The following is a 23,590-nucleotide window of genomic DNA, read 5'->3' as shown; positions in this document are numbered from 1 at the left end:
GATCCGCCATGCACGTCGCGACCATCCGCGAGTCGACCGCCGAGACCGACCTCGTGCAGGACTGGACGCCGCTCACCGACGAACAGTTCGAGACCTACGAGCAGAACGGCTACCTGCACCTCAAGGGCCTGTTCACGCCCGAAGAGGTTCAGCGCGGCCTCGCCGTCATCGACGAGGTCCTCGCCAAGGGCGCCCGGACCATCGAGAACCACGCCAGCTTCACCGACCGCAGCCACACCGTCCGGGTGCGCGACGCCGTCGCCCGCACCGACGGCATGGACTACTTCCTCGACCACCCCAAGCTGGTCGGCCCGCTGATGACGCTCCTGGCGGGCAGCGTCCAGATCCTCGGCACCGAGATCTTCGTCCGCTCGCTGCAGGACGAGGCGCTGGAGTACTGGCACACCGACGGCGGTGAGTACCTCCAGCAGTTGCGGCTCGCCCACGGCAGCCCCAGCCTCCAGCTCAAGGCCCAGGTGTTCTTCACCGACACCACGCAGCCCGACAGCGGCAACTTCCTGCTCGTCCCGGGCAGTCACCGCCGTGTGCCGACCGACCGGACCGCGCTGTGCTACATCGAGGAGCTCGACGAGCCGCTGCGCCGCGGGGAGATGCCCGAGGAGGCCGTGGAGGTCAAGGCGGCCCCGGGCGACGTGCTGATCTTCCCGTACTCGCTGTGGCACGCGGTGGCGCCCAACAAGACCCAGGAGCGCAAGACGTTCATCCTCCGCTACGGGCACCTGTGGCACCGTCCGCACGACTACATCGTGCAGCCGGCCGAGGTGCTGGACCGCATGTCCCCGCGACTGCGCCGCATGTTCGGCGACTTCGGCGCCCACGTGCACCCCACCGACTACTACAAGCCCGTCGACCAGGGCGACGTCATGGCGATCGGCGGCAACAGTGGCGGGAAGTGAACTGCCGGCGGACCTGCATTCGCTGCCCGAGCTGTTCGCCCGCGTCGCGGCCGGGCGCCGTGACGCGCCCGCCGTGGTGGGCGGTGGCCACGAGGTCGGCTATGCCGAGCTCGACCGCTCGGCCGACGCCGTCGCCGCGCTGCTGGCCGCGACCGGCGTCGGCCGGGGCGACCTGGTGGGTGTGCTGCTGGAGCGAACCCACCAGGCGCCGGCCTGGATACTCGGGGTGCTGAAGGCCGGGGCCGCCTATGTGCCGCTGGACCCGTCGTACCCGTCGGACCGCCTTCGGTTCATGGCGTCGGACGCCGGGCTCGCGGCCCTGGTCGGTACGCCCGACCGGGCCGCGGCCTGCGGGCTCGATGCGCTGACCGTCGTCGACCCGGGCGCCGCCGTGGAGGTGCCGGCTGCCGTGCCCCAAACTCCGGGGCCCGACGACCCGGCCTATGTGATCTACACCTCCGGAACCACAGGGACGCCCAAGGGCTGCGTGGTGACCCACGGCAATGTGCTCGCCCTGCTCCGTGCGGCCCTGCCGCTGTTCGACCTCGGCCCGGACGACCGGTGGACGTTGTTCCACTCCGCCTCCTTCGACTTCTCGGTGTGGGAGCTGTGGGGGGCCTGGGCCACGGGCGCGACGGCGGTCACGGTGCCCGCCGCCACGGCCCAGGCGCCCGAGGAGTTCCTGCGGCTGCTGGTCGATGAGCGGATCACGGTCCTCAACCAGGTCCCGTCCGCCTTCCGTTACCTGGCACGCGAGTACGCCGACTCCGGCGCCCCGGCGACGTTGCTGCGGTACGTCGTCTTCGGCGGCGAGAGCGTCGACCTCGACGTGGTCCGGGACTTCGTCGCCGCGGCGCCCGGGCCCGCGCCGGAGATGGTCAACATGTACGGCATCACCGAGATCACCGTGCACGCCACCCATCTGCGGCTCACGCCGGAGCACCTGGCCGGCCGGGGCACCTCGCCCATCGGTGTGCCGCTGCCGCACCTGACCGTGGAACTGCGCGACGACGACCTGCGGCTGGTCGACGACGGCGAGGTGGGTGAGATGTGGGTGACGGGCGCGGGGGTCGCCACCGGCTATCTCAACCGGCCCGAGCTGACCGCCGAGCGCTTCCGGACCGTCGACGGCCGCCGCAGCTACCGCACCGGAGACCTGGCCCGGCGCCTTCCCGACGGCCGGCTGGCCTATCTGGGACGCAACGACCAACAGGTCAAACTGCGCGGCCACCGCGTCGAACTCGGCGAGGTGGAGGCCCATCTGCGGGCCGCGGACCAGGTCGCGGACGCGGCCGCGCTCGTCGTCCGCGACGGTTCCGGGAACGACCTGCTGACCGCCCTGGTCGCGCCGGCCGGCGGCGACCTGGACGTCGCCGCGCTGCGCCGGCACGCCCGCGCGACCATGCCGGCCCCGATGGTGCCCAACCGGTTCCACGTGGTCGACGCCCTGCCGCTGACACCGTCCGGGAAGCTCGATCGCCGGGCGCTCGCCACCGCGGCGGCCGTGGCCGCCGTACGGCCGGCCCGGATCCTCGTGCTCGACCCCATCGACGACGGGGCCCTCGAGGAACTGCGGCAGCGCCACGAGGTGACGGTGGCCCTGCGTCCGCCCGCCGAAGCCCTGCCCGAACTCGTACGCGGCAAGGAGGTGATCGTGCTGCGCAGCGGGGTGCGCCTGGACGCCTCCGTCATCGCGGCCGCCGACAGCCTCAAGGTGATCGCCCGGGCCGGCTCGGGGGTCGACAACATCGACCTGGTCGCGGCGAAGCAGACCGGCGCGACCGTCTTCAACATCCCTGCCGTATCCGCCCCGGCGGTCGCGGAGCTGGCGCTCGGACTGATGCTGGCCATGGCCCGGCACATAGCCCTGGCGGACCGTCAGGTCCGCTCCGGCACGTGGAACAAGGCCGCCCTCTCCGGAACGGAGCTGGGCGGGAAGACCCTCGGGCTGGTCGGCCACGGACGGATCGGTTCACGGATCGCGGTCCTGGCCCGAGCCCTCGGCATGCACGTGCTGGTCACCTGCGAGCGGCTCGACGACGAGCGCCGGAGCGCACTCGCGCGGCAGGGCTGTGAGGCGGTCGCCCTGGAGCGTCTGCTGCGGGAGGCCGACGTGGTCTGCCTGGCGGTGCCGCTCACCGACCGTACGCACCATCTGATCGACGAGGACACGCTGTCCCTGATGAAGCCGAGCGCGCTGCTGGTCAACGTCTCCCGGGGCCAGGTGGTCGACGAGGACGCGCTGTACGAGGCGCTCGCGGGCGGCACGATCGCCGGCGCGGGACTCGACGTGGTCGCCCAGGAGGGCCGGCCGAACAGGCTCCACGAGCTCGACAACGTGGTGATCACGCCGCACATCGGCGCCATGTCGGCCGACTCCCAGGCCCGGATCGGGCGCATCCTGGTGGACTCGGTGAACGCCGCGCTGGCCGGCCTGGAGGTGGCCAACACATGCTGACGGACCGGCATCCGGCCGCGACACCGCCCGCCTTCATGGACCGTGCGGTACTGACCGGCGAGGGCCGCATCGAGACCCGGCGCGGCCCGCTGCCCCCGGTCGCCGAGGGCGAACTGCTGGTCAGGGTCCTGGCCACCGGGATCTGCGGCTCGGACCTGGCCACCTACCGCGGTACGCACCCGTACAAGTCCGCACCGTGCGTACTCGGCCATGAGCTGTGCGGCACCGTCGTCACCGGCGCGGGCGGCTTCGCGCCAGGTGACCTGGTGTGCTCCGCCGCCTACGCGCACTGCGACGCGTGCGAACGGTGCGCGGAGGGCCGCACCCATCTCTGCACCGGCAAGCGCAACCTGTGCCATCTCGGCTGGGACGGCTCCTTCGCCGAGTACGTGACCCTGCGGACCACCATGGTCCACCGGCTGCCGGCCGCCACCGACCCGGTGCTCGGGGCACTCGTCGAGCCGCTGTCGATCGCCGCCCACGCGGTCGCGCTGGCAGGCCCGCCCGGACGGCGGGCCCTGCGCATCATCGGCGCCGGGAACATCGGCCTGGGCTGCCTGATCGCCGCCCGGCGGCTCGGCTTCGGCCGGATCGTCTGCTCCGACCTCGGTCCCGAGAAGGGCGAGCGGGCCCTGGCACTGGGCGCCGACGCCTACCTGGACGTCCTGGCAGGCGAGACGGGTCCCGAGCCGGCCGATCCCGGCGCCGACGCGGTCCTGGTGGCATCGGGCCACCCGGGTGCGGTCGACGAAGCGGTGCGGGTGGTGCGCCCGGGAGGCACGGTGGTGGTGGTCAGCTTCTTCGACCGCCCGCCGACCGTGGCGGTCAACGCCCTGGTGGGCAAGGAGGTCCGGGTGATCGGCTCGTCGCTGTCCACCGCCGGCGACTTCCGCCGGGTGATCGGCTGGCTGACCGAGGGTTCGGTCGATCCGATGCCCATGGTCACCCACCGGTTCGGCCTGTCCGAGGCGAGCGTCGCGATGGCGCTGATGGCGGCCGGGGAACCGGCCACCGGCAAAATCATCATCATTCCGCGAGGTGACGCATGACTCTCCGTATCGGCATCGTCGGGGGCACCGGCCACTCCGGCGGCGAACTGTGCCGGCTGCTGCTCAACCACCCCGGCGTCGGCACAGTGCTGCCGACCGCCCGCAGCGGCGAGGAGTTCGAACGCGTCCACCCCAACCTGCTCGGCAGCGGGCTGCGGTTCGTCACCGTGGAGCAGCTCCAGGAGCGCGCGGGCGAACTCGACGTGGTGTTCTTCTGCACCCCGTCCGGGGAGGCGATGCGGTCGGCGCCCCGCTTCCTGGAACACGGCGCCAAGGTGATCGACGTGAGCGCCGACTTCCGATTCCCCGACCCCGAGCGGTACGCGGAGGTGTACGGCGAGCCGCACGCCAGCCCGAAGCTGCTGTCCGAGGCCGTCTACGGCGTCACCGAGCTGTTCCGCGAGCAGGTCGCCGCCGCACGCCTGGTGGCCAATCCCGGCTGCTACGCGATCACGACCGTACTCGGCCTGGCACCCCTCCTGCGCTCCGGACTGGCCGACCTCGACAGCGCGGTCCATCTGGCCGCCGTCAACGGCACCTCGGGGGCGGGCAGCAAACCCGTGAGCGAGGTGATGCACGCGGAGGCGTTCGCATCGATGCTGCCCTACAGCCTGGAGGGCCACCGCCACGCCCCTGAGCTGGAGACCCACCTGGCGCCTTTCGCCGGCCGGGAGCTGTGCGTCGACATGACCACCGCGCACGGCAACTTCGTCCGCGGCATCTACATCCAGGCGAGCGTCGCGATACGCGCCGAGGCGCGGGCGGGGGTCGACCGGGCGGCCCTGCTGGACCTCTACCGTGACCACTACGCCGACGAGCACTTCGTGCGGATCAACGCCTTCGCGAAGAAGGGACGCCTCAACTCCAAGGAGTACGGCGTCTACCCCAGCCTGAACGCCGTCACCGGGTCCAACTTCTGCCACATCGGCGTGGACTACGACCCGGTCCGGGGCTTCGCCAAGGTGGTCGCCGTGACCGACAACCTGGTGAAGGGCGCGGCCGGTTCGGCGATCCAGAACATGAACGTGATGTCGGGGCTGGACGAGCGGGCCGGCCTCGGCCACTACGGCCTGTGAGGGGACTGCGACTGCTGTCGGACCACCGGCCGGCGGCGGGCGAGCGCTGGATCTACTCCGCCGGGTTCAACGTCGGCCCGGCGCTCACCGACACCGGCCGCATCGACGTCGAACTCGCCGACCTCGCACGGCTGTCCGCGGCCGGTGCCCGAGTGGCGCTGCTCAGCCATCAGGGCAGCGCCAAGGACGGCAGTGCGGTGCACCTCGACCATGTCGCCGGCTACCTCGGCGGGCGGCTCGGCCGTCCGGTGCGGTACCTGCCGGAGAACGCCACGGCGCGTGCCCGCGACTGGGCCGCGGAACTGCACGACGGCGAGATCGCCCTGTTCGGGAACACCCGCCTCCATCCCGGTGACGAGGCGGCGGACCCCGGACTGGCCCGTGCGCTGGCGGGACTCGGCGACCGGGTCGCCGTCGGCGGGTTCTCCAAGGCGCACCGCCGGCACGCCTCCAACACCGGACTGCTGGACCATCTGCCCGGGTACGCGGCGGATTCCCTGGTCGCCGAGGCCCGGGCGCTCGACCCGTGGGCGACCGGTCCGGGCCGGGGCCATGCGGTGGCGGTGCTCGGCGGGGTGAAACCGGAGAAGACGCTCATCGGCCTCACCGGACTCACCCGTACCCACCGGCTGGTGATCCCCGGCGGAGTCGTACTCAACACCCTGCTCGCGGCGGCCGGTCACCCGGTCGGCCGGTCCGAGCTGGGCAGCGCGCCCGAGCGCTGTGCCCGCGCCGCACGGGCGGTGCTCGACCGCACGGGCGGCGAGGGCATCCACCTCCCGCGCGTCCTGGTGGTCGCCGGCCCGGACGGGGTCACCCGGCGGATACGGGTCGAGGACGGCGTCCCGGACGACTGCGCCGTCGTCGACTTCGTGATCGAACCCTGGGCGCTCGACCTGGTCCGCGGCGCCGAGCGGGTCCTGATCGCGGGCACGCCCGGCCTGTACGCCCAGGGCAACCGCCACGCGGCCGCCGCCGTGCTGGCGGCCCGGGCCGGCCGCGAGGCGACCACCCTGCTGCTGGGCGGGGACACCGTCGCCGAGCTGCCCTGGACCGGGCCCCGCTCCACAGGCGGCGGATCGGCACTCCAGTACCTGGTCGAGGGCACCTGTGCGGTGTTCGAGGCCCTGAAGGACAACCGACGGCGAGGAGCCGGACACCATGCACACTGATCATCCCCACCGCACGGCGGCCGGACCCGGCCCGGACCTCGCGCTCGATCTGCCGGTGCCCACGCGTGCGGTGTTCGGCCGGGGCACCCTGGATCTGCTCGGGTCGCTGGCCGCGCCGCTGGGCGGGCACGCCCTGCTCGTATGCGGCCGCACGGCGATGCGCCGACACGGGTATCTCGACCGCGCGGAGGCGTCGTTGCGGGCGGCGGGGGTCGCCGTGACCGTCTTCGACGGGGTCAGTGCCGACCCCCGCTCCGACGAGGCCGACGCCGCGCTCGCCGTCGCCCGGGCCGGCCGCTGCGACCTGGTGGTCGGGCTCGGCGGCGGCAGCGCCATCGACGCCGCGAAGGCCGTCGCGGTCGCCGGAGACCACGACACCGTGCGGGACCTGATCGGCACCACCCTCCCCGCCCACGCCGTCGCCCTGCCGCTCATCGCCGTCCCCACGACGGCGGGCAGCGGCTCGGAGGTCACCAAGGGGGCGATCCTCACCGACGTGGTCCGCGGCTTCAAGTCGGGCATCCGCGGCGACGGGGTCGCGCCCCGAGTGGCGGTCGTCGACCCCGACCTCACCGCTCGGCTGCCCGTCGCCGTGGCGGTGGACAGCGGGTTCGACGCGCTGGCGCACGCCGTGGAGGGCGCCGTGGCGGTGCGGGCGACCGAGGAGAGCCGGGCCCGCTCCTGGCGCGCCCTCGCGCTCGTACGGGACAACCTCCCCAGGCTCGCGCGCGGTGAGTCGTCCCCGGAGGTGCGTGAGGCGATGGCCCTCGCCGCGCTGCTGGGCGGCGTGAACGTGGCGACGGTCAGCACCTGTCTGCCGCATCGCCTCCAGCAGGCCATGGGCGCGGTGCCGAAGGTCCGTCTCTCGCACGGCCGCGGTCTGGCCCTGCTCTACCCCGCCTGGCTGCGCAGCGCCTACGCCCACGCGCCCGAGGCGTTCGACACGGTGGCCGACGTCCTCGGCGGCCGTGACGTGGTCCATGCCGTGGCAGCGCTGGCGGGGGCGGTGGGCCTGGGCGGCACGCTCGCCGACCACGGGTTCTCGGAGCGGGACATCGACGCCTGCCTCACGGGCATGAGCGGCAATCTCGACAACGATCCCCACCGGCGGGTGGATGCGGAGCTGCTCCGGAGCCTCTACCGGGACTCCGTCGGCTGAACTGTGTCGCAGACGGTATGAGCCGCTCCGGTAGCGGCACAGATCCGGCCAGATGTGACACGGGGCACAATCACGGAACGCAGTCGCGTGCGGCCGCCCCGTGAGGCATGATTCAACCAAGCAGTTACCTACCAGTAGGTAATGATCGGCCATCTTTCGCCACATCAGTCTCCCGTACCGTACTGGAGGGGACGTTGTCGTCAATCGCCATCAAGAACGCCGTCCACGGAGACATCTCCGTCGGCACCGTGCTGACGTGGGCCAAGCAGTACACCGACCAAGAGGTGTACGACTACTACGAGTTGGCGGGCGCGCCCGCCGAATCGCTGCCCGAGTACCTGCCGTACGTACTGACCGTCGCCCCGCTGACCAAGCTGGGCGGTGACCTCAACTACCTTTCGCAGCGCATGGATTGGCGAGCCATCCGGCCGCTCAGGCGAAACGAGGAGATCGTCGCCGAGTTGGAGGTCACCCGCCTGGAGCCGACCGCCGGGATGACCAAGATCGCCTTCGACGCACGCATCCGGTGCGGGGGCGAGGTCGTGATCACCGGCCGCAGCAAGGGCCTCATCGTCAGCGCGTAAACCGCAACGCTTACCGCGTAGAGCGTTTCAAGAGAACGGATGGTTCTTCCGTGAGCACCACCCGCACCACCACGCGCACGTTACGCGCCGAAGACATCGACGTCTGCGCCCGCCTCACCGGCGACCTGGGCGCGCACCACATGGGTGGACACGGCGACCGCCGGATGGCCCAGGGCGCGCTCACCCTCTCCGTGGTTCCCCTGCTTGCCGAGCCCGGGGTGCACATGCGAGATCTCTCCCTCACCTTCCTCGCCCCGGTCTACGCGGGCGACACCGTCACCGCGACCGTCCGCACCACTGAGGCCGATGCCCGGGAAGTGGCCGCCGGGGCCGTCGAGTTGACTGCGGACCACGCCTTGCTCACCTGCGAGATAAGTGTGGTCAACGGCGCCGGCACTCCCGTGCTGACCGGCACCGGCCTCGCCGAACTGCCCCGCACGATGGCCGACGGTCTGGCGAACATACCGACGCACGAGGTGAGTTGACTCGTGCCCACCGAATTCGACGTCAGCGGCCTGAAGCTGCTCACGCCTGAGGTCTTCGCCGACCCCTACCCCACGTACGCGCTGCTGCGCGAACACGATCCGGTGCACTGGGACGACCAGCTCAACGGCTTCCTGCTGACCCGCTACGACGATGTGAACGCGGCGATACGCGATCACGAGACCTTCTCGTCCCGGCGCATCCACCTGCTCGCCGCTCGTGGCGGTGCCAACCCCTCCGCCGCGATGCAGCGCTTCCTCTCGCTCGCCGAGCAGTGGATGTGGATGCTCGACCCGCCCCAGCACACCAGGGTGCGCAAGCTGATGAACCAAGGCTTCAGCCCGCGCGACGTGCGGCTGCTCGAACCCCGCGTGGCGGGGATCGTGACCCGGCTCGTCGACGCCATGCTGGAGAAGGCGGACGGCTTCGACCTGATCCCCGACCTCAGCTACGCGGTGCCGGCCGGTGTGCTCCTCGCCCTCTACGACCTTCCCGAAGACGACGGTTCGCTCATCACCCAGTGGTGCGACACCATCAAGCTCTTCCTCGGCGGCGCCCCCGACCTGCTCGGCACCCAAGGTCCGGCGGTCCGGTCGCTGCAGCAGATGATGGACTACCTGGGCGCGGTGATCGCCGAGCGCAGGAAGGACCCCAAGGACGATCTGATCTCCCGTCTGGTGCAGGCCGAGGAGGACGGCGAGCGGCTCGGCGACGAGGAGCTCTGCTCGAACCTGCTGCTGCTGTTGGTGGCCACGTACGAGACGTCTGTCGACATGATGGGCAACGGGCTGCGCGGGCTCCTGACCCAACGGGACCAGTGGGAGCTGATCAAGTCCCAGCCGCAGCTCATCCCGGCCGCCGTGGAGGAGATCCTGCGCTGGGACGGTCCGGTGCAGCTCACCCACCGCCTGGTCACCCGCGACATCGAGCTGCACGGTACGGCCATCAAGGAAGGCCAACTCGTCTACCTGGTGAGGGGATCGGCCAACCGCGACCCGGCGCACTTCAGCGACCCGGACCGGCTCGACGTGACCCGCACCGAGACCGGGCACGTGGCGCTCGGCACCGGCGTGCACTTCTGCATCGGGGCCGGCCTGGCGAGACTGGAAGGGGCCTGCGTCCTCAGGGAGTTGACCCGCCGGATACCCGAACTCGCACTGGACGAGGCCCGCCCGTACCGCTGGCGCGCCGACAATCTGCAGTTCCGGGGACTCGCCACGCTGCCCGCGACGGCCGGCGGTCAGGCACCGGCATAGCTCACGGCACCGCCGGCGGGGACTTCACGGTCCGCCGGCGGGGACTTCATGGCTCCATCGGCGGGGGCTTCACGGCTCCGCCGGCCGGGACTTCATAGCACCACCAACGGGGATTTCAACGGGGACTTCATGGCACCACCAACGGGCGCCGAATCGCACCATGCCACGTTCCTTCACCTTCACCTCGCGGATCTGTCCGCCGTGTACGCGGCGGCGGAACAGGGCCCGCCGGAGCTGCCCGAGCCCGAGCGCGCGGCGCTGCGCGACCGGTACGCCCGGGGCCGCAGACGCACCCAGGCACAGGCCTCCCGGCTGCTGGTCCGGGCCGTCCTGAGCCGGGCCACCGGCCGGCCGGCGCACCGGGTGCCCGTCGTCACCGACGCCGACGGCCGCCCACGGCTGGCCGGCCCGCCGACGCGGTGGCCGCACTTCAGCGTCAGCCACGACAGCGGGCTGCTCGCGCTGGTGCTCGGCACCGGCCCGAGCGGGATCGACGTCGAGGACACCCACGAGGACGCGCTGCGCGAGGTCGCCCACCGCTTCTGCGGCGACGCCGATGGCGCGCTCCTCTGCGAACCGGACGGAGCCCGGCACCTGTGGGCGGCCAAGGAGAGCGTGGCCAAGGCGCTCGGACGCGGGCTGCGCGCCGGACTCTCCACGATCCACTTCACCGGCCACCCCGGCCGGCAGTGGGCCGAGGCCACCTGGCGCGGCCGGCCGGCCGGACTGCGTACGCGCGTCGCGGACCTGGGCGGCCGTCACCTGGCGGTCACGGCCGCGACGGTGCCCGCCGCCGTTCGCCTCTCCTGGTGGACGCCGCACCGCGCCGGCACCGACGGCCGTTGGGAGCTGCGCCCCAGCGCCTCGACACACGCAGGACCACTGGTCATTGACGACATCAATGGCATCGACATCAACGGGGGAAGCCAATGGACGGACCGACACTGCACACCGCCCTCGACAAGATCGCCAGCGAACACGGGGAGGTCACCGTCGACTTCCCGGCCGACAAGGTGTCGCTGAGCCTGACCGAGCTGAGCGCGCGGTCCCGGCGGATCGCGGCGCACCTGCACGGACTGGGCATACGACAAGGCGACCGCGTCGGCGCGCTGTCCACCAACGAACCGGACTTCCTGCTGGTTCTCTTCGCGCTCAGCCGCCTCGGCGCGTGCGTGTGCCCGTTGCCGATGCACTCGAACGAGGGCGCCGCCCGGCTGGTCGGCGTGCTCGACGACGCCGGGATCAAGGACGTGGTGGTCTCGAGCCGCCTCGCCAGGATGCTGCCCTTCATCGAGGAGGCGCTCCCGGGCCGCCGGGTGCTCGGGGCGGCCGAGATCCTGGCCCACGGTGGGCGGGAGGAGGCGGACGAGGTGAGCGGAACGGACATGGCCGCCGAGTGCGAGATCGTCCTCCAGTACACTTCGGGCAGCACCTCGCACCCCAAGGGCGTCCGGCTGACCCACGCCAACGTCCTTGCCACCCTGCGCGCGATCCGCGAGGGCATCAGGCTCACGCCCGCCGACAAGAACGCCAACTGGCTGCCGCTGTTCCACGACATGGGCCTGTTCGGCACGCTCACCGGCATCCTGACCGGCGTGGCCTGCACCATCTGGCGGCCCTCGGCCTTCGTCAAGGACCCGGCGCGCTGGCTGCGGCAGTTCGCCGACGGCGGCTACACCATCAGCCCGATGCCCAACTTCGCTTACGACTACCTGGTGGAGGCGGTACCGGCCGATGAGGCCGCGTCGTACGACCTGTCCCGCTGGCGGGTGGCGTTCAACGGCGCCGAACCGATCGCCGTGGACTCGCTCGAGACGTTCTTCGGGCACTTCGCCCCGGCCGGCTTCGACCCGCGCGTGATGCTGACGGTGTACGGCCTGGCAGAGGCGACGCTCGCGGTGACCTTCCCGCCGCTCGGGCGCGGTCCGCGCTTCGACTGGGTGGACCGCGCGGCGCTCGCCGAGCGGGGCGTCGCCGTACCGGTCGAGCGGACGGCACCGGGCGCGCGCGGCCTGGTCGGCGTCGGCCGCCCGGTGCTCGGGATGAACCTCCGGATCGCCGACCCGGACAGCGACAGCGGCGTCGTGCTCGACGACCGGTCGGTCGGCGAGGTGCAGCTGCGCGGCCTGTCCGTCACGGCGGGGTACGTCGACGACACGGGCACCCTGACCCAGCCGTTCACCGCCGACGGCTGGCTGCGCACCGGCGACCTCGGCTATCTCGCCGACGGCGAACTGCACATCACCGGGCGCGCCAAGGAGATGCTCATTCTGCGCGGCGAGAACTACTACCCGGACGACGTGGAGAGCGCCGTACGGACCGACGAGGCCGTGCACCGCCGCCGCTGCGTGGCCTTCGTCCACCAGGAACACCACGAGCACCAGGAGCACGAGCACGGCCGGGGGCGCCACGGCGACCGGGAGTTCATGGTCCTGGTCGCGGAGACCGACCGCCCCGAGGCGGAGCACACCGCCCTGGCCGACCACCTGCGCACCCTGGTCCGCAAGTCCCTGGGCCTGCACGACCTGCGCGTCGTGCTCGCGGCCCCGGACACGTTGCCGCGCACCACCAGCGGAAAGCTCCAGCGGCTCGCGGCCAAACGCGACTTCGCGAACGGCCGCTGAAGCCGGCTCACTCCCACAGCCCACTGCCACGAACAGGGGATGAACTGATGCACAGTTACGACGTCTTCACCCAGTACGAGCGCAACCACTGGAAGCTCACCGACATCGACTTCTCCGCCGTCGACAAGGACAAGGTCAAGCCCGAGTACGTGACGATCGCCAAGAGCGCCGTGATGGGCGAGTCGAACGTCATCGCCGCCGTGCACGGCTTCCTCAACGAGTTCGTCGACGACTACGACTTCTCGACCTTCGCCGTGGTCTGGGGCAACCAGGAGGTCCAGCACCACTACATGTTCAAGGCCTGGCTCGACGCCATCGGCGAGAAGGTGGACGGCGCGGCGGTGGCGGCCATGCGGGCCCCGTACGACCCGGGCATCACTCCGTCCGCGACCCTGGCCACCAACATCATCTCGGAACTGACGGTGAACCACATCTACCGCCGGGTGGCGAGCGCGGTGGACGAGCCGGTGCTCAACACGCTGCTCCTGAACGCCAGCCGGGACGAGGCCGGGCACGCCCGGGAGTTCATCCACTACTGCAAGGAGCGGCTGCTCCGGCACCCCGAGGAGACGGCCTCGGTCCTCGAGACGCTCTACGTCTACACCTCGGACAAGCGCATCAAGCACCCCGTGGGCATCTTCAAGAGCGAGCTGACCGAGCTGGAGGACCACGAGACCATCGACACCGCCTTCGAGCTGTTCCTGGAGCGCATCGCCGACGGCGACGAGCTGCTGGAGCTCCAGGGAAAGATCCGCAAGGTGTTCGGCACCATCGTGGGCATGGACCTGTCGAGCAACGGCAAGGTGCGCCGCGCGCTGGCCGAGGTGATCGCCGCGTGACCGCGCTCACCACGGAGGCGGGCTCGCGGGGCAGCGAGCCGGTCGAGCTGCCCTGGCGGGTCCTGCCGGACTATCAGTGCTTCGGCTGCTCACCCGCCAACGAGCACGGTCTGCGGCTTCAGTTCCGGCACACGCCGGACGGCGGCATCGAATGCCCCCTTGAGTTCGACCGCACCTTCGAGTCCTACCCGGGCGTGGTGCACGGTGGGATGTCCGCCACGGTCTGCGACGAGATCATGGGCAATCTGCTGGTGCTCCGCCTGGGCGTCTCGGTCTTCACCACCAGCATGCGCACCCGCTACATCGAACCCCTTCGAATCGGCGCCAGGTACCGCTGCACGGCGAGCACCGACGCGGTGGCGGGCGACCAGGGCCCGCACACGGCGCACGCCCAGATCACCGACGCCGCCGGGCAGGCCGTCGTCTTCGTCACCGGTTCCTATCAGCCGGTGACACCGGAGCAGACCAAGGCCCGGATGGCGATGTCCGACGACGAGATCCGGCTCGTGGACGAGGCGCTGTCCGCGCTGCGCGCCGACTGACCGCCGCGCACTCCCGGCCGCTGACCAAGGCTTTTCCGTAAAGACACCGTACGAGGAGAGAACGAACATGTCCCAGACCCCCACCAAGGACGACATCATCAGCACCGTGACCGACCTGGTCGCCGCCGAATTCGGCCGCCCGGCAGCCGAGTTGACCCCCGACCGCGACCTCACCTCGGTAGAGGGCGCCGACTCGGTCAAGGTGCTGCGGTCTGTTGCCCGGATCGAGCGGACGTACGACATCGAGCTGGAGGACGACCAGGTCTTCGGCTTCAAGACGATCAACGACGTGGCCGACGCCGTCGCCGGCCTCATCGCCGAGCGGGGCTGACCGCCGATGACCGTCGACCACGTCGAAGCGGCCGAACCGAAGACCAACCAGCACTACGACCAGGACCCCAGGGTCTTCGAGCTGTACCTCGACCGCACCCGCAAATACAGCGCCGGGATCTACCGCACCGACGAGGACACCCTCGACCAGGCCCAGCAGAACAAGCTGCACTACGTCGCCGACCGGCTCGGCATCCGGCAGGGCGGCCGACTGCTCGACATCGGCTGCGGCTGGGGCTCACTGATCCTCTTCATGGCGGCCGAGTACGGCGCGACCACGACGGGTATCAGCCCGGCGCCCAACCAGCACGCCTACATCGCCGAGCAGGCCGCCGCGATGGGCCTGACCGGCCAAGTGACCACCCGCATAGGGCAGATCGAGGAACTGGAGCTCGAACCGCGCTCCTACGACGCGATCACCATGCTCGGGTCGATCGTCCACATGCCCGACCTGGACGCGGTCTACCGCAAGGCCTGGGCGGCGCTCAAGCGGGGCGGCCGGATGTACGTGTCAGAGAGCTGCTACCGCAACAACGCCAAGCGCGCCGAGTTCGCCGAGCGCGAGAACTCCGTGTTCGTACGGGACTCGATCTTCGGCTGGGGCGACATGCGTCCGCTCTCCGACCTGGTGAGGGGCGCGGAGAACGCCGGGTTCTCGGTCGTCGCCGTGGACGACCTGACCGAGGGCTACTGGCGCACGATCGAGGACTGGCTCGCCAACGTGGAGCGCAACGCGGCACGCCTGGACGAGATCGAGCCCGGCCTGTCCGAGCAGCTGATCCGCTATCTGAAGACGGCCAACGCGGGGTGGGGTTACACCACCAAGCACTACGCGCTGACCCTTGCCAAATCCCGTTAGTGGAGGACACGTTGACGGAGACGGAGGCCGTACCCGCAAGGTGGAGGCATGCCCAGACCGGCGGACCGCTGCTGCCCGCCACGGATGTGGACGCGGCGGTCAGCGCTTTCCTGCGCACCTCGCCCCCGGCGAAGCGCTGGGACACCGACTTCAGCTTCGACTGGTCCCAGGCCGACGCCGGCCGGCTGACCGAGGGCGAGCGTTCGGCGGTGCAGTTCGTCACCATCATCGAGGACCATCTGCCCGGCTACTTCGCGCTGTACGAGCAGAACTTCCCGGTGGACGACAGCGTCGACCGCGAGACGTTCATCCACAACCGGGAGCTGTACCACTTCACCGTCCGCTGGGCGCAGGAGGAAGACACGCACGCACGCGTACTGGCCCGCTATCAGCTGGCCACCGGTCTCGCCGAGCAGCAGGATCTGTGGACCTCGCTGGCCGACGAGGGACAGAAGCGCTTCGAACTGCCCTACTCCCAGGCGGTCCAGTTCTTCGTCTATCCGCTGGTGCAGGAGAAGGCCACCCAGATCTACTACCAGCATCTGCGCCAGGTGGTCGGCGATCCGCTCCTGAAGGAGATCCTGGTCCGGCTCAGCAGGGACGAGGCCCGGCACTTCTCGTTCTTCGCGGACATGGTCGGGCGCTACCTGGAACGTTACGGAGACGCGGTGGTGGACCCGATCCGCGAAGTGATCGCCGAGTTCCGGATGCCGCTCGCGGACACCATTCGCGGGTACTGGCGCTGGGCCCTGAAGATCGCCGACACGGCTCGGTACGACCACACCGAGGCGTATGACCACCTGGTGAAGGTCGTCCACCGCGCGGTGGACGCCAAGTCGGACAAGGTGGACGAACTGGTCTCGTTTGTCACGGCTTGCGGCCAGCTGGGGCCTCGGCTCTGAGCTGTCCGTCGTACGTGCCGGTGGGCAGGGCGATCTCGGCGACTGTCCGAGCGCGCGGGCGAACGTGTGCGGCAGCGGTTTCCCGGCCGGCGCGGAGCGGGTGACGCCACCCGTTCCCGCGCCGCGGCCGGACCGTGGAGAGTCCGAGTGGCCCCGTACGCGCTGTGACCGGCACAACCGCTCCGCGTGCGGCCTCGTCGGCGTGATCTCCACCCGCAACGACCGCGCGGGCGAGGGCAAGCTGTCCTCGCCGCGCGGTCTGGTCACCGACGCGGTCGAGGTCACCGATCACTGCTCGCCTGCCCGGTCCCGGCTCGGGCACTGCCCAGTCCCGGCGCGCGGGCGCTGCCCGACCTCGCTCCGCGGGTGCTGCCCGGTCCCGGCGCGCGGGTGCTGCCCGACCTTGCCCCGCGGGCACTGCCCGGTCCCGGCGCGCGGGTGCTGCCCGACCCCGGCTGAACCCGCGGAGCGCTCAGTGTGGGTTCTGGATCACCGAGAACTCCGCGCCCTCCGGGTCCGCCACCGTCGCCACCCGGCCGTGCGGGCTGTCGTGCGGCTGTCTGATGACGCGGCCGCCGAGGTCCCCCACCTGCCGCACCGTCGCGTCGGCGTCGGCGACCTCGAAGTACGTCTGCCAGTGCGGTCCGCGATCGCGGGGCAGGCCATGGCCCACGCCGTGCAGTCCGGCCACCGGGCGGCCGGCCAGATGGAGCGTCACGTAGTCGAAGTCGGCGGAGAGCACCGGCTCGCGCTCGTAACCGAACACGGTCGCGTAGAACTTGGAGACGCTCTCGGTCTCGAAGGTCACCAGCTCGTTCCACGCGGGCGTGCCGGGCACTCCGTGGATCGCGGTGCCGAGGTGCGCGGCGCCCTGCCAGATGCCGAACACGGCCCCGGAGGGGTCCGAGGCGATGGCGATCCGCCCGGCCTCGGCGGCGTCCAGCGGCCCGACCGCCACGGTGCCGCCGCACTCCCGGACCGTGTCGGCCGTCTGGTCCACGTCGTCCGAGGCGAGGTACGGCGTCCAGGCGATCGGCAACCGGCGGTCCGGCGGCAGCTGGCCCATGCCCGCCACCTCGTGCCCGTCCAGCAGCGCCCGCACATACGGGCCGAGCTGCTGCGGGCCCGGCCGGAACTCCCAGCCGAACAGCTCAGCGTAGAACTCCTCGGTGGCGGCCAGCCCGTGCGCCATCAGGCTCACCCAGCAGGGCGTGCCGGGCGCACGCCGCGCGTGCGGGCCGGCCGGCTCCCGTGCCTCGGTCATCGATCACTCTCTCCCCGGCCCCTCGCGGTGGCCGTTTCGCATCCGCTCCCCGAAGGGGTGTCCACGCCGGCGGCGGGCACGCCTGCGCCGGTGCCCGCATCCTCCACGCCGCGACGGGACTTACCGCGCCGACGCTCGGCGACACCTCCGGGAAGATGCCCGGTCTGCCGTCTTTCGCCGCTTCCTGACGATGGCCGGCGGGTGTCCGCCGGCTGTACAGCACGTGCTCGGTCCCGTACGCCCGGTGATCGAGCCGGTCCGGCCGAGCAGAGTAGCCGGACCTGGACGCCGCGGCCACCCCTGGCGTATGCATGGCGCCATGACAGCCATCATCACCGCATCCGATCTCGCACACGAGCTGACCGGAGACCGCCCGCCGGTACTGCTCGACGTGCGCTGGCAGCTGAGCGTGGCGAAGGCGGCGGGCGCGCCGGCCTTCGACGGGCGGGCCGAGTACGCGGCCGGGCACATCCCCGGCGCGGTCTTCGTCGACCTGGACCGGGAACTGGCCGCGGAGCCCGGGGAGAACGGCCGGCATCCGCTGCCGGACCTCGCGGAGTTCGGCGCCGCGATGCGCCATGCGGGCGTGTCGGCCGGCCGGCCGGTCGTCGTGTATGACGGCGGGCAGGGCTGGGCGGCGGCGCGCGCGTGGTGGATGCTGCGCTGGACGGGTCACCCGGACGTGCGGGTCCTCGACGGCGGATTGCCGTCCTGGCGGGGCGAGCTGTCCACCGAGGTGCCGGACGTGGCCGAGGGCGACTTCCGTCCGGAACCGGCCGCCGCCGGCCTGCTGGACGCGGACGGCGCCGCTGCCCTGGCCCGCGCGGGTGTCCTGCTGGACGCGCGCGCGGGGGAGCGGTACCGCGGCGAGGTCGAGCCGATCGACCGGGTCGGCGGGCACATCCCGGGCGCGGTGTCGGCGCCGACGACGGAGAACGTGGGCCCCGACGGCCGCTTCCTGCCCGCGGACGAGCTGCGGGACCGCTTCAAGGCCCTCGGCGTGTCCGGGGACACCGAGGTGGGCGTGTACTGCGGCTCGGGCGTCTCCGGCGCCCACGAGGTCCTCGCGCTCGCCGTGGCCGGCATTCCGGCGGCCCTGTACGTCGGTTCGTGGTCCGAGTGGTCCTCGGACCCGGCCCGCCCGGTGGCCGTGGGGGCGGATCCGCAGTAGCGGATCACGGAAGCCCTTCGGGCAGGGAGAAGTGGGGGCACGCACGCGTGCCCCCACTTCTTCGTTCCGGTACGGCCGGTTACTCCTGCTTCTTGCGCCGGGTGCCGAACACGATCTCGTCCCAGCTCGGCACGGCGGCACGGCGGCCGGGGCGGACCCCGTCGGCCTCGGCCTGCCGGTCCGTGGCGCCGATGAGCCGGTCGCGGTGGCTGCCGACGGAGCGGGGCATGAGGACGTCCGCGTAGGCCGAACCGGCCGAGGCGGCGGGGGCCGGCGGCTCCTCCGCAGCCGGTTCGTCGGCGGGCTCCTCCGGCGTCTCCGCCGGGCGCTCCGGGACCACCAGGTCGCCCCGGAAGCTCGGTACCGCCTCCAGCAGGCTGGTCAGCGAGTCGCGTTCGCCCGTGCTCTCCTCGGCGGGCTCGGACGGCTGCGCGGGCAGGCTCGGCCGCTCCCGCTCGGCCCGGTCCAGGGCGCGGTCCATCGAACGCTCGCGCGGCAGACGGGCGATGCGCGGGACGAACGGGAAGCTCGGCTCGGGCACGGCGAGGTCGTCGGACTCGCCGATCAGCGAGCGCGCCTCGTCGTCCACGGCCTGGACGAGCCGCCGGGGCGGGTCGTACGTCCAGCTCGCCGAGTGCGGTTCGCCCGCGACCCGGTAGACGAGGAGCACCTCCCAGGTGCCGTCGTCGCGGCGCCAGGAGTCCCACTGCACGGTGTCCTTCTCGGCGCCGCGCAGCAGCAGCCGCTCCTGTACGGCCTCGCCGAGCAGCGGCCCGGAGTTCTCGCCGGGACGGCGGACCGGGGTCTTGCGGGCGCGCTCGGCCATGAAGGCGCGCTCGGCCAGCACGGGCCCCTCGAAGCGCCGGACCCGGTCGACGGGGATGCCGGCGAGCTGGGCGACCTCCTCCGCGGTCGCACCGGCACGTATCCGGGCCTGGATGTCGCGGGGGCGGAGATGGCTCTCGACCTCGATCTCGATCTGGCCGAGGCGCGGCCGGTCGCCGCGCACGGCGGCGCGCAGCCGTTCGTCGATCGGAAGGGTGTACTCCGTTGCGTCGGCAGCCTTCAGCACCAGCCGTGTGCCGTCATTCGAGACGGCCACGACACGCAGTTCGGGCATGGGGACCTCCCGGGTGGTGCCTGCCGACGTCACGTGCGTCGCTGCTTCCGCTAGTCGAGTGTGGCCTGCCCGGGTGCAGCCTGCCACAACCTTGCCGAGTTGCCCGGCGTGTCGGGCACGGGCCCTGGACCGCCGTTATGGCACGGTTACCTATTCGCAACGCTAAGTGACAAAATCTGTCACCCTGTGCAACTAGCCCCCTCCCGGCGGTCCTTCAAGGCCGCGGACACCCTGGTGGGAGACCGGACCCAGGGCTCGCAACAGTACTCCATTTGGACCATGTGCGTGGATGGGCGCGCCGTCCAACTTCTGGCAAGGGTGCGGACTTGGCCGTCGGCAACCCGTTTTGCCGATCATGAACGTGGCGAACTTCACGCAATCCCCAGAAACGGAACTAATGGTTCCCGCTCCACGTCCCTATCTCGTGCAGTCGGTCAGCCCATGTCGATCAGGTGCGGGAAAGGCGGGAAAGTTCCGGATATGCGTGAAACGCCCGATGCGGGTCGCAAACGGATCGACCTGAGCGTCCCCCAGGTCGCGGGCGGCGCCCTCGCGGCCGTCGTGGCGGCCAAACTGGCCTCGTACTTCGGGGTGTACGGCACGATCCTCGGCGCGGGAGTCGTCAGTGTCGTCGCGACCTGCGGGGGCACGCTGTTCCAGCACTTCTTCAAGCGGACCGGGGAGCAGCTGAGAGAGGCGACGGTCGCGGGCCGTCCCCGGGACCAAGTGTCACCGGCTCCCGGAGAGTTCACCGAGGGCACCGTCTACCGCGCCCGGGTGAGGAAGACCTGGCGGCGGCCCGTGGTCGCGGCCGCCATGGTCTTCGGGGTGACCATGGCCGGCGTCACGACGTACGAACTCGTCTCCGGCAACAGCTTCAGCGGCGGTACGGGTACGACGGTCAGCGACGCCGTCACCGGCCGGGGCTCGTCCACCTCGACGTCCGAGGCGCCCGCCGGGTCCGACGCGCCCGCCGGGTCCGACGCGACACCGGTCCCTTCGGACACGCCGTCCCGCGAGCACGCACCCGGTGCCGGGGGCGCTACGACGCACAGCGCGGCGCCGGAGCCCGGTCACGCACCGAGCGGGGAGCCGGGCGGCGGTCCGAGCCCGCCCCCGACACCCACGCCCAGTGGGTCCACCCAGGCGCCTACGACCCCAGAACCCTTCGCAAGTAGTCGTTCTGGAACAGCCGTTCCGGGTCAAGACGGTCCCTCAGTGCGGTGAACTCGGCGAAGCGCGGGTAGACGCGCGCGAAGTACTCGGCGTCCCGGGTGTGCACCTTGCCCCAGTGCGGCCGGCCCTCGTGCGCGGTGAAGATCCGCTCGGCGGCGGTGAAGTAGGCCTGGTACGGCGTGCCCCGGAACATGTGTACGGCGACATAGGCGCTGTCCCGGCCGGAGGCGGTGGACAGGGCGATGTCGTCGGCCGGGGCGGTGCGCACCTCGACGGGGAAGCTGACGCGCAGCCCCGAGCGGTCGACCATGGCCTTCAGCTCGCGCAGCGTCTCCACCAGGGCCGCGCGCGGGACGGCGTACTCCATCTCCACGAAACGCACCCGGCGCGGCGAGGTGAACACCTTGTATGGAATGTCCGTGTACGACCGTGCGGACAGGGCCTTGCTGGAGATCCGGGCGATGGCGGGAACGGTGGCGGGGGCGGCGCGGCCGACCCACTGGGCCACCTGGAAGACGCCGTTGGAGAGGAACTCGTCCTCGAACCAGCCGGCCAGCTGCCCCACGGGCTGCTCGGGACCGGCGCTGCGGTTGTTCCGCTTGGTGTTGGTGCTGCCGGTGTGCGGGAACCAGTAGAACTCGAAGTGCTCGTTCTCCGCCCAGAGTTGATCGAATTCGGCGAGGACCCGGTCGAGGGGCATCGGCTCCTCGCGCGCGGTGAGCAGGAACAGCGGCTCCACGGCGAAGGTGATCGCGGTGACGATGCCCAGGGCGCCGAGGCCTATTCGGGCGGCCGCGAACACCTCCGGGTTCTCCTTCTCGGAGCAGGTGAGCACCGAGCCGTCCGCCGTGACGAGTTCGAGCCCGGTGATCTGGGCGGCGATCGAGGCCGACTCGCGGCCCGTGCCGTGCGTGCCGGTGCTGGTGGCCCCGGAGACGGTCTGCTCCATGATGTCGCCCATGTTGGTGAGCGACAGACCCTCGCGCGCCAGCGCGGCATTGAGTCTCTTGAGCGGGGTGCCGGCCGCGACCGTGACCGTCATGGCCTCGCGATCAATCGTGCGGATTCCCGTCAATAGTTGAGGGCGGATCAACACACCGTCGGTGGCCGCGATCGACGTGAAGGAGTGCCCGGTTCCGACCGCCTTCACCTTCAGGCCGTCCTCGGCGGCCCGCCGCACCGCCGCCGCCAGCTCCTCCACCGAGGCCGGCGCGACCTGCCGGGCGGGCCGGGCCGACACATTGCCGCCCCAGTTACGCCAGGTGCCGTTCTTCCCGCTCGCTGTGCTGCTCAACGGTGCCTCCCCGACCCGCGGCCGGCCTGCGCAGCCGGCGGTACCCGAGGAAACCGACCGCGACCGCGACGGCCCCGGACATGGCCGGAACCCCGTACCCGGCCCGCGCCCCGGCTGCGTCGATCACCCAGCCGGCCACGGACGAGCCGAGCGCGACCCCGACCGCGAGGCCGGTGCTCACCCAGGTCATGCCCTCGGTGAGCTGCGCGCGAGGTACGTGCTCTTCGATGAGGGACATCGTCGTGATCATCGTCGGTGCGATGGACAGCCCCGCAACGAACAGCGCCACGGCCAGAAGCGGCAGGTTTCCGACCAGTAGGAGGGGGATCATACTCACGGCCATCGCCGCCACGCCCAGCAGCCAGCGGCGTTCCGGCACCCCGGTGAACCGCAGCAGCCCGAAGAACACCCCCGCCACACAGGAACCGGCCGCGTACAGCGCCAGGACGACGCTCGCGGCACCCTTGTGGCCCCGCTCGTCGGCGAAGGCGACGGTGACCACGTCCACCGACCCGAAGATCGCGCCGGTCGCCACGAAGGTCGCCACCAGGACCTGGAGCCCGCCCGAGCGCAGGGCCGTACCACCGCCGTGCTTCTCGCGCGGGTGCGGCCGCGGCTCGGTGGCGCGCTGGGCGGTGAGCCAGCAGACGCCGGCGGCGAGGAAGCAGGCGGCGAGCAGCGGTCCGGCCTCGGGGAACCAGGCCGTGGACAGCCCGATGGAGATGATCGGGCCGAAGATGAAGCAGATCTCGTCCACGACCGACTCGAACGAGTACGCGGTGTGCAGCTTCTCGGTGCCCCGGTACAGCGCCGCCCAGCGGGCCCGGATCATCGCACCCAGGCTGGGCACCGAGCCGATCCCGGCGGCGCACACGAACAGCACCCAGTCCGGCCACCGCAGGTGCGCGGCGATCAGCAGCCCGGCCGCCGCCGTGAGGGCCACCAGGGTCGCGGGACGCAGCACCCGGCGCTGCCCGTGCTGGTCGACCAGCCGGGATATCTGCGGCCCGATCACCGCGGCGGACAACGCGATGGCGGCCGACAGAGCGCCCGCGAGCCGGTACCGCCCGGTCAGCTGGGAGACCATCGTGACCACACCGATGCCCATCATCGACAGCGGCATCCGGCCGAGGAGTCCCGCGGCGGAGAACGCCTTGGTGCCGGGTTCGGTGAACAGGGCTCTGTAGGGGCTGGGCACGGGGTCTCCGAAGCGGCTCGGTAAGGCGCGAATGCGGCTGATACAGATTACGAGTTAGGGGACCCTAATCGCACCTCGTTTGTTCGGGGGAAAATTCGGGGGAATTTCGGGGGAAAA

The 23,590-nt window shown here is 71.5% G+C and carries 22 protein-coding genes and 1 pseudogene; 18 read left to right on the top strand and 5 right to left on the bottom strand.

Going from position 1 to position 23,590, the window contains the following annotated elements:
* The first annotated feature begins 8 nt into the window (after nt 1–8).
* The 17 genes and pseudogenes from ABB07_RS09745 to ABB07_RS40710 form a co-directional block, all read left to right on the top strand.
* Nucleotides 9–917 (top strand): phytanoyl-CoA dioxygenase family protein, encoded by a 909-nt coding sequence (locus ABB07_RS09745; RefSeq protein ID WP_208898339.1) that lies wholly within the window; start codon nt 9–11, stop codon nt 915–917.
* A complete protein-coding gene (locus ABB07_RS09740; RefSeq protein ID WP_208898338.1) occupies nt 904–3,375 on the top strand; it encodes an amino acid adenylation domain-containing protein in 2,472 nt (823 codons plus the stop codon). The genes ABB07_RS09745 and ABB07_RS09740 overlap by 14 nt, the downstream gene beginning before the upstream one ends.
* Nucleotides 3,369–4,424, top strand: a complete 1,056-nt coding sequence (locus ABB07_RS09735; RefSeq protein ID WP_208898337.1) for a zinc-dependent alcohol dehydrogenase — start codon at nt 3,369–3,371, stop codon at nt 4,422–4,424. Before ABB07_RS09740 ends, ABB07_RS09735 begins: the two co-directional genes overlap by 7 nt.
* Nucleotides 4,421–5,500: an N-acetyl-gamma-glutamyl-phosphate reductase gene (gene argC, locus ABB07_RS09730; RefSeq protein WP_208898336.1), complete on the top strand. Its 1,080-nt coding sequence runs from the start codon at nt 4,421–4,423 to the stop codon at nt 5,498–5,500. Before ABB07_RS09735 ends, argC begins: the two co-directional genes overlap by 4 nt.
* Nucleotides 5,497–6,672: a phosphoglycerate kinase gene (pgk, locus tag ABB07_RS09725; RefSeq protein ID WP_208898335.1), complete on the top strand. Its 1,176-nt coding sequence runs from the start codon at nt 5,497–5,499 to the stop codon at nt 6,670–6,672. The genes argC and pgk overlap by 4 nt, the downstream gene beginning before the upstream one ends.
* Nucleotides 6,662–7,831 (top strand): iron-containing alcohol dehydrogenase, encoded by a 1,170-nt coding sequence (locus ABB07_RS09720; protein ID WP_208898334.1) that lies wholly within the window; start codon nt 6,662–6,664, stop codon nt 7,829–7,831. Before pgk ends, ABB07_RS09720 begins: the two co-directional genes overlap by 11 nt.
* Nucleotides 7,832–8,025: 194 nt before the next feature.
* Nucleotides 8,026–8,415, top strand: a complete 390-nt coding sequence (locus ABB07_RS09715; RefSeq protein WP_208898333.1) for a hotdog family protein — start codon at nt 8,026–8,028, stop codon at nt 8,413–8,415.
* A 50-nt stretch (nt 8,416–8,465) separates the two neighbouring features.
* Nucleotides 8,466–8,900, top strand: a complete 435-nt coding sequence (locus ABB07_RS09710; protein ID WP_208898332.1) for a hotdog family protein — start codon at nt 8,466–8,468, stop codon at nt 8,898–8,900.
* A gap of 3 nt (nt 8,901–8,903) precedes the next feature.
* On the top strand, nt 8,904–10,154 hold the full coding sequence (locus ABB07_RS09705; RefSeq protein WP_208898331.1) for a cytochrome P450: 1,251 nt from the start codon (nt 8,904–8,906) through the stop codon (nt 10,152–10,154).
* A gap of 129 nt (nt 10,155–10,283) precedes the next feature.
* Nucleotides 10,284–11,177 carry a 4'-phosphopantetheinyl transferase family protein gene (locus tag ABB07_RS09700; RefSeq protein ID WP_208898330.1) on the top strand — a complete coding sequence of 298 codons (894 nt, stop codon included), beginning with the start codon at nt 10,284–10,286 and terminating at the stop codon, nt 11,175–11,177.
* Nucleotides 11,084–12,778 (top strand): AMP-binding protein, encoded by a 1,695-nt coding sequence (locus ABB07_RS09695; RefSeq protein WP_208898329.1) that lies wholly within the window; start codon nt 11,084–11,086, stop codon nt 12,776–12,778. The genes ABB07_RS09700 and ABB07_RS09695 overlap by 94 nt, the downstream gene beginning before the upstream one ends.
* A 47-nt stretch (nt 12,779–12,825) precedes the next feature.
* On the top strand, nt 12,826–13,617 hold the full coding sequence (locus tag ABB07_RS09690; RefSeq protein ID WP_208898328.1) for a ferritin-like domain-containing protein: 792 nt from the start codon (nt 12,826–12,828) through the stop codon (nt 13,615–13,617).
* Nucleotides 13,614–14,159 (top strand): PaaI family thioesterase, encoded by a 546-nt coding sequence (locus tag ABB07_RS09685; RefSeq protein ID WP_208898327.1) that lies wholly within the window; start codon nt 13,614–13,616, stop codon nt 14,157–14,159. The genes ABB07_RS09690 and ABB07_RS09685 overlap by 4 nt, the downstream gene beginning before the upstream one ends.
* 67 nt (nt 14,160–14,226) lie before the next feature.
* On the top strand, nt 14,227–14,490 hold the full coding sequence (locus ABB07_RS09680; RefSeq protein ID WP_208898326.1) for an acyl carrier protein: 264 nt from the start codon (nt 14,227–14,229) through the stop codon (nt 14,488–14,490).
* Nucleotides 14,491–14,496: 6 nt separating this feature from the next.
* Nucleotides 14,497–15,348, top strand: coding sequence for an SAM-dependent methyltransferase (locus ABB07_RS09675; RefSeq protein WP_208898325.1), 852 nt, complete (start codon nt 14,497–14,499; stop codon nt 15,346–15,348).
* Nucleotides 15,349–15,359: 11 nt separating this feature from the next.
* Nucleotides 15,360–16,250, top strand: a complete 891-nt coding sequence (locus tag ABB07_RS09670; RefSeq protein ID WP_244189304.1) for an acyl-ACP desaturase — start codon at nt 15,360–15,362, stop codon at nt 16,248–16,250.
* A 172-nt stretch (nt 16,251–16,422) separates the two neighbouring features.
* Nucleotides 16,423–16,539: pseudogene (locus tag ABB07_RS40710) on the top strand (thymidine kinase); the annotation flags it as partial.
* A 183-nt stretch (nt 16,540–16,722) separates the two neighbouring features.
* Here the strand turns inward: ABB07_RS40710 and ABB07_RS09665 are convergent.
* The gene (locus tag ABB07_RS09665; protein WP_208898324.1) at nt 16,723–17,514 is read right to left on the bottom strand and encodes a VOC family protein; all 792 of its coding nucleotides are present in this window, start codon (nt 17,512–17,514) and stop codon (nt 16,723–16,725) included.
* Between the two features lie 319 nt (nt 17,515–17,833).
* Between ABB07_RS09665 and ABB07_RS09660 the strand changes: the two genes are divergently transcribed.
* Nucleotides 17,834–18,685: a sulfurtransferase gene (locus tag ABB07_RS09660; protein WP_208898323.1), complete on the top strand. Its 852-nt coding sequence runs from the start codon at nt 17,834–17,836 to the stop codon at nt 18,683–18,685.
* A gap of 79 nt (nt 18,686–18,764) precedes the next feature.
* Here ABB07_RS09660 and sepH read toward each other — a convergent pair whose 3' ends face one another.
* From sepH to ABB07_RS09640, 4 genes are all read right to left on the bottom strand, one after another.
* Nucleotides 18,765–19,805 (bottom strand): septation protein SepH, encoded by a 1,041-nt coding sequence (gene sepH / locus ABB07_RS09655; RefSeq protein WP_208898322.1) that lies wholly within the window; start codon nt 19,803–19,805, stop codon nt 18,765–18,767.
* A gap of 764 nt (nt 19,806–20,569) precedes the next feature.
* The gene (locus ABB07_RS41740; RefSeq protein ID WP_208898321.1) at nt 20,570–20,812 is read right to left on the bottom strand and encodes a hypothetical protein; all 243 of its coding nucleotides are present in this window, start codon (nt 20,810–20,812) and stop codon (nt 20,570–20,572) included.
* Between the two features lie 143 nt (nt 20,813–20,955).
* The gene (locus ABB07_RS09645; protein ID WP_208898320.1) at nt 20,956–22,275 is read right to left on the bottom strand and encodes a D-arabinono-1,4-lactone oxidase; all 1,320 of its coding nucleotides are present in this window, start codon (nt 22,273–22,275) and stop codon (nt 20,956–20,958) included.
* On the bottom strand, nt 22,235–23,473 hold the full coding sequence (locus ABB07_RS09640; protein ID WP_208898319.1) for an MFS transporter: 1,239 nt from the start codon (nt 23,471–23,473) through the stop codon (nt 22,235–22,237). The genes ABB07_RS09645 and ABB07_RS09640 overlap by 41 nt, the downstream gene beginning before the upstream one ends.
* Nucleotides 23,474–23,590 lie beyond the last annotated feature (117 nt).

Source organism: Streptomyces incarnatus (assembly GCF_001027185.1).
Lineage (GTDB): Bacteria > Actinomycetota > Actinomycetes > Streptomycetales > Streptomycetaceae > Streptomyces > Streptomyces puniciscabiei.
This window is presented reverse-complemented; position numbering and strand designations above follow the sequence as displayed.

Coding starts and splice junctions, on each gene's coding strand:
- ABB07_RS09745 (WP_208898339.1), top strand. CDS start 9: ATGCACGTCGCGACCATCCGCGAGTCGACCGCCGAGACCGACCTCGTG.
- ABB07_RS09735 (WP_208898337.1), top strand. CDS start 3,369: ATGCTGACGGACCGGCATCCGGCCGCGACACCGCCCGCCTTCATGGAC.
- argC (WP_208898336.1), top strand. CDS start 4,421: ATGACTCTCCGTATCGGCATCGTCGGGGGCACCGGCCACTCCGGCGGC.
- ABB07_RS09720 (WP_208898334.1), top strand. CDS start 6,662: ATGCACACTGATCATCCCCACCGCACGGCGGCCGGACCCGGCCCGGAC.
- ABB07_RS09700 (WP_208898330.1), top strand. CDS start 10,284: ATGGCACCACCAACGGGCGCCGAATCGCACCATGCCACGTTCCTTCAC.
- ABB07_RS09695 (WP_208898329.1), top strand. CDS start 11,084: ATGGACGGACCGACACTGCACACCGCCCTCGACAAGATCGCCAGCGAA.
- ABB07_RS09690 (WP_208898328.1), top strand. CDS start 12,826: ATGCACAGTTACGACGTCTTCACCCAGTACGAGCGCAACCACTGGAAG.
- ABB07_RS09680 (WP_208898326.1), top strand. CDS start 14,227: ATGTCCCAGACCCCCACCAAGGACGACATCATCAGCACCGTGACCGAC.
- ABB07_RS09675 (WP_208898325.1), top strand. CDS start 14,497: ATGACCGTCGACCACGTCGAAGCGGCCGAACCGAAGACCAACCAGCAC.
- ABB07_RS09665 (WP_208898324.1), bottom strand. CDS start 17,514: ATGACCGAGGCACGGGAGCCGGCCGGCCCGCACGCGCGGCGTGCGCCC.
- ABB07_RS09660 (WP_208898323.1), top strand. CDS start 17,834: ATGACAGCCATCATCACCGCATCCGATCTCGCACACGAGCTGACCGGA.
- sepH (WP_208898322.1), bottom strand. CDS start 19,805: ATGCCCGAACTGCGTGTCGTGGCCGTCTCGAATGACGGCACACGGCTG.